Below are 11,052 nucleotides of genomic sequence, written 5' to 3'. Positions count from 1 at the left end.
GTTCTTTTCGCGGAGGGACACGGTGGCGCCAAGCAGGCATTGTGACTGCCGGGTGTCTCAATCATCAGGTAAAAAATAGAGTTGGTAGAGTTTTTCATACTCGCCAGAGTCCTTTAGGCGATCAAGGGCTTGTTGCCACTTATCAACGGTTTCGTCAGGGATGTTGTTGGAAAAAGCAATATATCCTTCTGATACTAACAGCACCACTGGCGTTTGCTGAATTTGATCTGGCGATATTTCCGCTTCTTTTAACTTGCTTAATACTGTGCTTGAGGCCGACACTGTTAAATCAACCCTGCCTTTCTTCAGCATATTGAAACAGCCAACATAGCTTACGTTGGTATAGATGTTATTAAAGTGATAGCTGTTAAGGATTTTGTGATGTATTGCGCCATTTAGAACGCATATTGAGGAAACTTTTCTGGCGTCTTCTAATTTTGATATGCCTGTTGGAGCCGACTTCATTTCATAAAAATAATCTTCTTCTTTCTGAATGGGGCCAACCCATTTAACCATGTTTTCCCTATCTGGAGTTCTGCTGACATTAAACATCGCCAGGTCATTGTTTTTCGTGACCATCTGCATGCCTCTGGCGAAGGGGACTTCTTGAAACTTAGTGGAATGCTTCATTGTCAGCATCAATTCTCTAACGACTTCGATATTGAAGGCTCTTTTGCCGGAATGCTTTATGCCTCTAAGTTCACCAGCCTGGTCGGTATAAACCTGTCCTTCCACGTTATGAGTCAGAAAAGAAATTTCATCAGCCGTTACATTAGTGGTTATTAGAAGTGCGCCTAGCAACGCTAGTCTTATTCGCTTCATGGGAGCCTCCAAAGGGCGCGAAACACTGGGTCAGGGGTGTTTGGTTCGCCCAACGGCCGAGCTATGTTGCGCTGTAACGTCCATAGGGAGATAAAAACGGTCAGTGTTACAGGCCTGGATGTTTGAAGAGTAATCGATGAAGGTAATTATAGCAGTCTAAATACTAGCCACCTAACCACTAGGCAACTAACTCCAGCGTCTGTTGATAGGGGAGGCGCAAGGCGGAGAGGGCGTCTTCTTTGGATTTGATATTGGTGTAACCAATGACCAGTCCGTATTTCCTGTCTTTCTTCTGGGCGTACCACATTGAAAGCGGCAGCACCTGCAGATTATGCGACTGCCAGATATTGCAAAGCTCTCTGTCTTTGGCTCCGTGTTTCAGGAAGGCGACAATATGCATGCCGCCGTTCTGAAGCGGCATATCGAAGTAGTCGCCATACATTTCCATGAAGGCGTCATGCACCATTCTTCTTCTGGATTCATACAGAGATCGCATGCGCTTAAGGTGCTTGTAGAAAGCGCCGGAGGATATAAATGACTCCAGAATTTTCTGCGGAAGCAGCGGCAATCCTGTCTCAACCATTTCCGCCGTTTCGTAGAACTGTGGCAGCACGGCTTTGGGGATCACCACATAGGCGGTACGTAATGACGGCATGATGGTCTTGCTGAAGGTTCCCACGTAGATCACCCGATCAAAGACATCCAGGCTTTTTAACGAGGGAATATTCTTGCGGGCAAAGTGGAACTCCCCGTCGTAGTCATCTTCGATGATCCACGCTTGATTCTCTTGCGCCCAGTTCAGTAACTGATGCCGTCTCGGTAAAGACAGGCTGACGGTAAGCGGGCTTTGATGGGAGGGTGTGGTGACGACAAATTTCGCATCGTTATGATGGGCGGCCAGAAAGTCGACGTTGAGGCCGTCCGAATCCACGGGCGCATAGAAGAGGGTTGGGACGCGTCTCTCTAACAGCTTTTGACCAAAGAAGTACCCAGGTTCTTCAAAAACGACTTTATCGTGGTTTGACGCTATCGCCTCAAAGATAAGCCTAAGACTGGAGTTATAGCCATTGGTGATGAAGATCTGGTCTGCGGAGCAGTCTATGCCCCGTGAAATATTCAGGTAGTTTGCGATCGCCTGCCGAAGGGGGAGGTGTCCCATCACAGACGGATGGTTCATGTCCTCATAGGTCATGGAACGGGCCACTTTTCCTGATAGAAGCAGCCACTTTTTATATGGAAACTCATCCAGCGACGGAATGCCGAGCTGAAAGAATCCCCGCGCATCCCGAAAATCCACGATCTTTCTTAAATCCGGGTCATCAAGCTTGTTTGGCGCATGATTCCGGTAAGCGGCATCGATGACCAAATCCGGGTTAACGAGGGTTCCCCTGGGTCCACGACTGACAAGGTAACCCTCGCCAATCAAAATATCATACGCCGACTCAACGGTTTTTTTGGCGACGCCCAGCTCTTGCGCCAGGTTGCGTATGGAGGGCGCCCGCTCGCCGGGCTTCAGATCGCCACTATGTATGGCGTTTATAAAGCGATCATAGATATCTTTGTAGCCCACCCTATGTCCTACTTAAAAATACGAATTTTGTACCCTTAAAATACGTCATTTTTCCCCATAATTCATCACCAGTCCGCCAGGTTGATTGGCGTCCGGGACGACCCGTATAGCGCCTTATCGTTGTCTGGCCTCTAGCTGTCATAGATATCCTGATCCCGAAGGTGAGTAGTATGAATCTCTTGCACATCAAAGTGAGTCCAAATCTATATGGTTCCGCGTCGAGGGAAGTGTCCGACTACCTTGTCGACCGCCTGAAAATGAAATACCCGGATATCAATGAACATGTGCTCGACCTGTCGCAAGAACCCTTGCCGCATCTGGACGGATTCACGATTGAAGCCTTCTTTACCAGGCCTGAAGAACGGACCGAGCAGCAACAAAACGCCGTCAAACTTTCAGACAAAATGATCGACATGCTGTTCGCCAGCGAACTGATCGTCCTGTCGTCACCGATGTGGAATCTGGGATTGCCCTCTGTGTTAAAGGCCTGGTTTGACCATGTCACCAGAGCAGGGCGGACCTTCAAGTTTACGGAAGCGGGCGGCAAGGTAGGGTTGGTTCAGGATAAAAAAGTGTACGTCGTCATGGCGAGCGGAAGCGTCTTTTCAAGCGGCCCCTTTGTCAGTCATGACCAGTTTACCCCCTATGTAAAAGTGGCGTTTGAATACATCGGCGTCACCGATGTGAATATCGTGCGGGTTGATGGCACGCACGATCCGCTGACCCGCACATCCGCCGTACCCAACGCGATTTCCAGCGTTGATGAAATGTATATCTAGTTACCCGGATTCCGATCTCCAAACTTTTACGTTTAATCATCAGGCGCATGCCTGATTAATAAAGACCAGGAAAATTACCATGCGAGTACAACTTAAAGGCTTGATGAAAATACCGTTGATTGCGCTATATCTGAGTGTGTTTTCTCAAGCCGGCTATGCGGAAGACGCGGATTATGCCGCCGAAGGCGAGCGACGGGCTAAGGTTGCCGGTGAGTCACTGTTGGGCGCGCCGGCGCCGACATTCAAGATCAAGGATATTGACGGCGGAACGATCGATCTTGCTCAAATTTACGGCGATAAGCCCGTTTATCTCAAATTCTGGGCGACTTGGTGCGGACCTTGTCGTGAACAGATGCAGGGCTTTGAAGAGATCTACAAAAAGTACGGCGATAAAATTCAGGTCGTTGCGATCAATACAGGGATAAGCGACACCCTGGAATCCGTTACTGAGTTTCGTAAAAAGGTGGGATTGACCATGCCAATCACCATCGACAACGGGGAGTTGGCGCGCGCCTTTCAATTACGCGTTACCCCTCAGCACGTGTTAATCGATAAAAAAGGCGAGTTCGCCTATTTCGGACATAAAGATGATCAGACGCTCCATCAGGCGCTGGATAGCGTCGTCGCGGAAAAGCCTGCTGAAAAACCACTCAACAACCCTGACCTGGCGCTCAACGATGAAGGTTATAAAAAAGGAGATACGGCGCAGGATGTGTCTTTCTCAACCATTGATGAGCAAGCGCTAAATTTTCGTTTTAACACGTCAAACAGCAAAAAAGTGGCTGTTGTGTTCTTCGCGCCATGGTGTGAATGGTATCTAGAGGAAACGGAACCCAAGACCTCAAAAGCCTGCACTCAGGTTCGCGAACTGCTGGAAAGCAAATCCAAATCGACCGATGTGCAGTGGGTGACCGTTTCGAGCAACCTATGGACGTCGGCTGCCGACCTTAAAGATTATCGCAAGAGCTATGCCGCCATCCCACCAATCGTATTCGATGACGACGGAGAGCTGTTTAAGCAATTTGGCGTCAATCAAATACCCACTATCACCGTCATTGAGCCTAACGGGGTTATTAGCCTGAAATCTTCGATCCAGGATGAGGATTTCGATATCACCTTACAAACTATTTCATCCTTCAAATAGGCTGAATTAACCAGAAATAGCTGAACTAACGGGAAATAGCTGATCTAACAGAAAGTATAGGAAGCAGGCGCTGAATGAAACTCTTCATGCAATTAGTGACGACTTGGTTGGTTGTCTTGCTATGTTCGCAACAAGCCATAGCGAATGAACCACTGGAAAATCAGCGCCTGCTTTCGATCGCTATTGCGCTGGAATCAGATCACCCTGCCGCTGGCGGCACGCTGGAGCTGGCGTTAACAATGACGCCCCAACAAGGCTGGCATGGCTATTGGCTTAACCCTGGCGACGCAGGTTTTCCAACCAAGTTTAGCTGGCAGCTTCCGGATGGCGTGACAGTAGGGGAGATGCAATACCCGGCCCCAAGCCAGCTGTTAACCGCTGATATCATGAACTACGTTTATCCCGGCGAGTTCACGCTGCTGACACGGGTAAAGATTGATAACAGCGTTGCGGAGGGAAGCTCACTTCCCATAAAACTCGATGTCAGTTATCTGGTTTGCAGTCCCTCTGTGTGCCTGCCTGAACAGCAACAGGTTGAAACCACGCTGGTTGTCGGTGACGGGCGCGTTTCCGAAGATCGCGCGCATAAATTCGCTCAATGGCGACAAAAGTTAGCCAAACCACTGGGCGCCAAAGGACGGTTTTCCGTTGAAAACGGAGAGTTTTATCTCGCCTTGCCGCTACCGAGCGCAATTGAAAGTGATAACGCTCATATCTATCCCGTCATTAATCATACGATTGCAAATAACGCCAAGCAGACTCTCTCCCATGACGGCGATGTTCTTCGCATGCAAACGCAAGCGGGCGATGAGCTGGGTGAACGATTTCAGGGCGTCCTGGTGCTGGATAACGGCATAGCGCTGAGTTTTGAGGCGGATAAATCCGAGCGCGCGGCCTTACTATCTGAAGCGAAAAACAACCGCAGCGATTCATCGATCAAAAATACGTGGCTTCTGGGCGCCACGGCCTTTTTCGGCGCAATTCTGGGCGGTTTACTGCTCAACATCATGCCCTGCGTATTTCCTATATTAAGTTTGAAGATATTAAGCCTTACGCATCAGGAATCTGAAAAAGACGCCAGGTCCGGCGCTGTTGCGTATACGTTTGGCGCTGTCCTGGTATGTGTGTTATTGGGCGGCGTGATCCTGGGCCTGCGAGCGCTGGGGCATCAAATCGGCTGGGCGTTTCAGCTCCAGAGCCCAGCGGTGATCGCAGCGTTGATTGTCTTAATGAGCGCCATTGGATTCAATTTAGCTGGCCTCTTTGAAATCGGAACCATGACTTCCGGGTCTCGGCTGCAAGATAAAAAAGGTCCGATTGGCGACTTTTGGACCGGAGTTTTAGCCGCATTTATCGCTACACCTTGCACGGGGCCTTTCATGGCGACCGCTTTGGGGGCGGCCTTGGTGTTGCCCGCCGGCATCGCATTTACGATCTTTGCGGGCCTGGGTTTTGGCATGGCATTACCGTTGTTGTTGGTGAGTTTTATTCCCGCATTACGCGCACACTTACCGAAGCCCGGCGCCTGGATGACGACAGCCAGACGCGTACTTTCTCTGCCGATGTTTGTGACGGTCATTGGCTTAATCTGGGTTTTGATGCGCCAATCAAACAACGATTATGTTTTGTCCGTGCTCGCAGCTGCGATGTTGTCGGCGTTTGGTTTATGGATAACCGGTTTATGGCAACAATCGCAACGTCGAGGAGAGTGGTGGCCCGCTATCTCATTAACGCTATTGCCTTTATTGGCGGTGATCAGCTGGATATCGCCCACTCATGCCTCTTCACAACTTGAGCAGAAAGAAGCCTCAGAAGCGGTTGCGTTTAATCAGGATCAGCTGAGCGCATTGCGTGAAAAACAAGATGTGTTTCTGTATTTCACCGCCGATTGGTGCCTGACCTGCAAGGTAAATGAAAAGACCTCCATCGATCAAAAAGACGTAAAAGAAGCATTTAAGCAAAGCAACGTCGTCACCATGGTCGGCGACTGGACCAGCGGCGATAGCAAGATAACCGAATTCCTGTCCCAACATGGCCGATCCGGTGTGCCTCTCTATCTATGGTATAAACAAGGGACAGGTACACCGTTGACCTTGCCCCAGGTTTTGACCCCGTCGGTGTTGATTAATCAGGCCGGGGGTTAGTGCTCTCTGGGCAGAGGCTGGAGTGTGATTAGAGTGGGGGGCTTGTCTCTGCTGGTTATGGCGAGCCATATCCCCTTGTTCAATTCCCCTTAATTCAATCCAAAGTAGACAACGTTACCGACGCCACATATTGTTGCGGCAATGAGACCAGACCCAAATCCCCACATTTCGCTTGTAACCGCCATTTCCACTGATGAGCTGGAGTCATGCGACTTTTCCTTCGAAATCACGCATGAGATTGTCTCTCCATATGATGACGTAGAAAAAATCCGTTCTGTCGGTCGGTTTCGCTCTGATCGTTGAGAGTTGGAATGGCATGGCGGAAATTGCGGAGATAGCCGTCGACCGTAACGCACGCGGCCAAGGCGTAGGTATGATTCTACTTGGCGCTACAGAAGAATGGGCGCAAGAACAGGGTTTCCGTTTCATTCGCCTGGAAACCCAGTCAACCAATCCAGCAGCATGCAAGCTATATGCTCGTGCAGGATACAGGCTGGAAGGTTTTGATCGGATGCTTTATGCAAACAGCGAAAACGCGGGAGAAACGGCTTTGTTTTGGTATCGCAATCTAAAGGCGTGATCAACGAGTTTGGAAATTGGAAATCAGATATGGCTTGTTGTGAACGACGAACAGCCTTTAACAGAAGAGCGATTCGAAAGGGCCAAAGCCTGTGGGGTTGTCATGACAAACAGAAACGCCGACACGCCATTCGTAATCCCAATATCCAATTTAACATAATATATATTATGCGCATTCATGGGTGTGCATAGCGAGACAGAGGCGTCTGTGGATATAGCGCCTCAGTTATTAAGATCCCTCATGTCGACTCTTTAAGACTAAGCCTCGGGCTCATGGCAGACAGCTTCGATGTTGTGTCCGTCCGGATCAATAACAAATGCTGCGTAATAACTCGCGTGATATTGAGGACGCAAACCAGGTGCTCCATTGTCCTTGCCGCCAGCTTCCAGAGCCGCCTGATAAAAATCCGCGACTTGCTGACGGTCTTTGGCGATGAAAGCCAGATGTAGATGTGCGGGTTTTTCCTTGGCCTCGAATAGACACAGTGAAGACTTACCGTCTGTGCTGAACTCGATGCCAAGCGGACCTTCCTGAACAACAGTGACGCCGAGTGGTGTCAGCGCCTGGAGGTAAAATGCTTTGCTGACAGCATAATTACTGACTCCAAATACGACATGATCAAACACGAATAATTTCTCCTTTATGTGCGTGTTGGCCTCAATCACCATCGCTGGTGCGGGCGTGAATCATGTGAGGGATCTTAATAACTTTTGCTGGTGAAAGATAATTGGCCTGGTCAGGTCATTTGCATTGAATCGTTTGGCGGTTGGTGAATTTGGGGATTTTGCGTGGTGAACGCGAATAAAGCCTTGTGAGCAGTAATATTCGTCACACATGCAATGTCCACTAATTGACATTAGTGGACATTTGTTTTGATTGAGCGCTATTCACATATCTTGATATATCCATCTCGTCGCAAATCACTATGGATTTTGCGATATCCGTACACCCCTCCTGACTCCAACCAGAACCGCTTAATCAAGCCTGTCTAGTGAGGCTGCTTACCCAGGCGTAATAGCCGCTAGAAAATGACAATAAGCTATTCGCTCCAAATGTCGCGATGGTAAATACGTCGATAAGTGGATGGGCTGAACTTGGAAGCCTTTCTAAAGTTTTCTCTAAATACCTCTGCTGAACTATAACCTACCGCTTCTGCAATAATGTCTATTGATAAATTGGTGTTTTCAAGAAGGCTCTTTGCCTTTCTTATGCGAGCCATCGTAATCCACTTAGCTGGTGGCAAGCCAACCGAACCAATAAATAGCCGTGTTAAGGTTCGTGTGCTTAAGTTGAATTTATTGGAAATATCATTTAGTGAAAAAGAGCGCTCTATGTTTTCTTCAATCCATGCAAGAATCTTGGTAATGGGATCATTTTCAGATAAGAGGCTTGAATGACTTAACTGGGGTTGAATACCTGCTCTTTCCATTGGGACCATGGCTAGATCTGCAATTGTCGCAGCGACTTCATTCCCGCAATCTTCTCTAATTAAGTGAAGACATAAATCGAATGCGGCGGTTGCGCCTGCAGAAGTAAGTATTTGGCCGTTGTCTACATACAATACATCCGGAACGAACTTGATTTTTTTAAAGCGTTTAACAAACTCATTTGTCGCTTTCCAATGTGTAGTGGCTTTGGCTCCGTCTAAAATTCCAGCTTGAGCCAAAATAAACGCCCCCGTACACAAGGAAACGATTCTAACCCCCTTTACCCATGCCTTCTGAATGATGTCAATTAGCTCGCTTGGTATAGCTGTTTCAAGATCATCAACACCTGGAACTATAAGGGTGTCCGCAGATAAAGCCCATGACAGGTCATTCGGCGCGGCTATTGTCAAGAAACCTGTCTGTAATCGTTCTGTACTACTACAGATGCCAACGGTATAGATCGGAGAGCCAGCTCGGTTTACTGCATAGGGAAACAGGCTAATAGGGACCGATACATCGCCAATGGCTACCCCATCGAAAACAAGGAGGGCGATTTTATGGAGGGATTGTTGTTTTGTCATAAATCCTTTGTTTGCTGTCATTTAAGCCACTGGAAGGTTTTTTATAATCAGGCAGAATTAACCGCTAATCAATAGCAATAAGGAGCTAAAAATGCCTGTCTATGAATACCCTTTGGCCTTTCATGTTGGCCCTTTGTTGAGTGCATTGCCATTCATAATAGTTATGTCTCTATTGCCGCCAAAGCTACGGCAGCAACTTAATAGTTTATTGATAAGTGGAGCTGGATCTGCTTATTTGTCTGGAGGTGGATTTGGGGTATGGGAGCTGCCTTTCGTCTTTATAATGACAGGAATAGGCTTGTTAGGACTAAAAAATATAAGATGGGTTGGAATGGGATGGTTGCTTCATTCTGTATGGGATGTGCTTCACCATGCTTATGGAAATCCTATATGGCCATTTATGCCATCCTCTTCTTGGGGGTGTATGATATTTGATGCAGCTATAGCCATATGGTTCTTAATCGGTGCTCCATCTATTTTATCTTTTATGTATAAGCGTAAGCATGCTGAAGTAGGCAGGTGAAACATGCTTTCTCGTGCGCTAGTTTTAGTATTGATATTTTGGGTGGCTATCTATTACACCAGCAACCCTAATTAAATCATAATCACTGTTGTTACCTCCGCCGGAGTATCCGCAGGAACGGACATGGCTTTTTATCTGGTGTCACGACTTGCAGGACGATCAGTGGCTGAAGCGGCCGCACTGGCGGCGGAATATGATTGGCGCCGTGCCCCACAACAACCCATTTACTTTCCGCCCCAAGCCAGGGTTCCCTCAACACGCTAAGGGCGGATGAAGACGTTTGATCCAGCGTGATCAGGCTTTAGCCACGTTAATGGAAGTGAGATGTCGTCGTCGCCAGAATGGTGAATCCGGCCAGCGTTGCTCCTGGCGATAGTATTTTTGCTGAATCTCCCGATAGGAATCGAACTCCCGCCGCATCAGCGCTCCATACTGGGCGTAGCCACGATCATTGCGTCGATAAACCAGGCTGTCTGCAATCGCATAAGATGCCAAGACGCCGGAACGGAGCGCCTTTAAAATACCTTGCGACGACAGCGGGTCAAAACAGGACATTGCGTCACCAACGGGTATCAGGCCATCAGGCAAAAAACCTTTGATACATCGAGACCCAGCCGGCCAAATGCGTAGTGGACCGAGAGGGGTTTCTGTTCCGACCAACGGACGGACGTAAGTTGTCTGCGCCAGCATTTGTCGCCAGATGCCCTCCCTCGCGGCGCCTAAGTGGCGCACCTGATCGCTATCCGTCATCATGGCCACTACCCGCTGCCCGCCAGGTGTTCCCGCGCTATACCACCAACCATGCTCAAACGCTTCAACAACGGTTGCATCCCTGCCCGGCTGATCGGTATCTGCTGTTTCTTGAAAAAATCTCACACACGCAACCTGACGTTCATAGGCCGTGGCTTTCACGCCCGTCATGCGCATCAAAAATGCGCCTCGCCCGGTGGCGTCCACCACGCAGCGAGCGGTATGAAAGCCCCCTTCACCGCAGTTAACTCGCCAGCAGGTTTTCTCTCGCGCCAGGGCATGCACTTTTGCCGGAACAACGGTAGCGCCGCGCTGTTCCGCTTCTGCCGCCAGCCAACGATCGAATCGCATGCGATCAATACGCCAGCCGGTATTATGCACCTGCAGGAAGAATTCATTTCCTTCCAGATACGGACGCCCCCAGGCGCTTAACGTACGAAAGGTCGGTGAATGTCGTTCGCGCAGGAAGCTGTCCCATAGCCCCAACGGCGCCAGTAACTGTTGCAACAAGGGTGGCACTGACTCACCAACGCGAAACGGATCATCCAGGCCTGCATTTGCCATGCAGACACGCAATTCCGGTGCAATAGCGGCAAGAGAAAGCGCCGTCGCAGAACCTGCAGGACCGGTGCCTGCGATGAATACATCCCAGGCGCTTTCTTTCATCCTGCTTCTACCGCATAAAGTGTTAGTGACCAACCCGGAACACCAATAGCGCCACTCAAAGATTGC

10 protein-coding genes and 1 pseudogene are annotated in these 11,052 nt (G+C 49.1%); 5 read left to right on the top strand and 6 right to left on the bottom strand.

Annotation, left to right across the window (positions count from 1 at the left end; all coding sequences use genetic code 11):
- Positions 1 to 57 precede the first annotated feature (57 nt).
- Both ONV78_RS17435 and ONV78_RS17430 read right to left on the bottom strand, forming a co-directional pair.
- Positions 58 to 822 carry a transporter substrate-binding domain-containing protein gene (locus ONV78_RS17435; RefSeq protein WP_279505020.1) on the bottom strand — a complete coding sequence of 255 codons (765 nt, stop codon included), beginning with the start codon at positions 820 to 822 and terminating at the stop codon, positions 58 to 60.
- Between the two features lie 178 nt (positions 823 to 1,000).
- Positions 1,001 to 2,392, bottom strand: a complete 1,392-nt coding sequence (locus ONV78_RS17430) for a PLP-dependent aminotransferase family protein (protein ID WP_279505019.1) — start codon at positions 2,390 to 2,392, stop codon at positions 1,001 to 1,003.
- A gap of 170 nt (positions 2,393 to 2,562) precedes the next feature.
- Between ONV78_RS17430 and ONV78_RS17425 the strand changes: the two genes are divergently transcribed.
- From ONV78_RS17425 to ONV78_RS17410, 4 genes are all read left to right on the top strand, one after another.
- Entirely contained in the window at positions 2,563 to 3,171 is a 609-nt protein-coding gene (locus tag ONV78_RS17425; protein ID WP_279505017.1) for an NAD(P)H-dependent oxidoreductase, read from the top strand.
- Between the two features lie 79 nt (positions 3,172 to 3,250).
- Positions 3,251 to 4,315, top strand: a complete 1,065-nt coding sequence (locus tag ONV78_RS17420; protein ID WP_279505015.1) for a redoxin domain-containing protein — start codon at positions 3,251 to 3,253, stop codon at positions 4,313 to 4,315.
- Positions 4,316 to 4,389: 74 nt separating this feature from the next.
- On the top strand, positions 4,390 to 6,459 hold the full coding sequence (locus ONV78_RS17415; protein ID WP_347815419.1) for a protein-disulfide reductase DsbD domain-containing protein: 2,070 nt from the start codon (positions 4,390 to 4,392) through the stop codon (positions 6,457 to 6,459).
- Between the two features lie 274 nt (positions 6,460 to 6,733).
- Positions 6,734 to 7,039 (top strand): GNAT family N-acetyltransferase, encoded by a 306-nt coding sequence (locus ONV78_RS17410; RefSeq protein ID WP_347815420.1) that lies wholly within the window; start codon positions 6,734 to 6,736, stop codon positions 7,037 to 7,039.
- Positions 7,040 to 7,296: 257 nt separating this feature from the next.
- On the opposite strand, the gene ONV78_RS17405 is transcribed toward ONV78_RS17410, so the two are convergent.
- The 3 genes and pseudogenes from ONV78_RS17405 to ONV78_RS17395 all read right to left on the bottom strand — a co-directional run bounded on the left by ONV78_RS17405 (position 7,297) and on the right by ONV78_RS17395 (position 9,068).
- Positions 7,297 to 7,665: a VOC family protein gene (locus tag ONV78_RS17405; RefSeq protein WP_279505013.1), complete on the bottom strand. Its 369-nt coding sequence runs from the start codon at positions 7,663 to 7,665 to the stop codon at positions 7,297 to 7,299.
- A gap of 287 nt (positions 7,666 to 7,952) precedes the next feature.
- A pseudogene (locus ONV78_RS17400) lies at positions 7,953 to 8,024 on the bottom strand (hypothetical protein); the annotation flags it as partial.
- A 54-nt stretch (positions 8,025 to 8,078) separates the two neighbouring features.
- Complete coding sequence (locus tag ONV78_RS17395; protein ID WP_279505011.1) at positions 8,079 to 9,068, bottom strand: helix-turn-helix domain-containing protein; 990 nt, start codon at positions 9,066 to 9,068, stop codon at positions 8,079 to 8,081.
- A 70-nt stretch (positions 9,069 to 9,138) separates the two neighbouring features.
- Between ONV78_RS17395 and ONV78_RS17390 the strand changes: the two genes are divergently transcribed.
- Positions 9,139 to 9,570 (top strand): DUF6010 family protein, encoded by a 432-nt coding sequence (locus ONV78_RS17390; RefSeq protein ID WP_279505009.1) that lies wholly within the window; start codon positions 9,139 to 9,141, stop codon positions 9,568 to 9,570.
- A 294-nt stretch (positions 9,571 to 9,864) separates the two neighbouring features.
- Here the strand turns inward: ONV78_RS17390 and ONV78_RS17385 are convergent, their stop codons facing one another.
- Positions 9,865 to 10,986 (bottom strand): FAD-dependent oxidoreductase, encoded by a 1,122-nt coding sequence (locus tag ONV78_RS17385; protein ID WP_279505007.1) that lies wholly within the window; start codon positions 10,984 to 10,986, stop codon positions 9,865 to 9,867.
- Positions 10,987 to 11,052 lie beyond the last annotated feature (66 nt).

It is taken from the genome of Hahella sp. CR1, assembly GCF_029813005.1.
In the GTDB taxonomy this organism is placed as follows: domain Bacteria; phylum Pseudomonadota; class Gammaproteobacteria; order Pseudomonadales; family Oleiphilaceae; genus Hahella.
The sequence above is the reverse complement of the archived record's forward strand: the minus strand, read 5'-3'. Positions and strand labels throughout refer to the sequence as shown.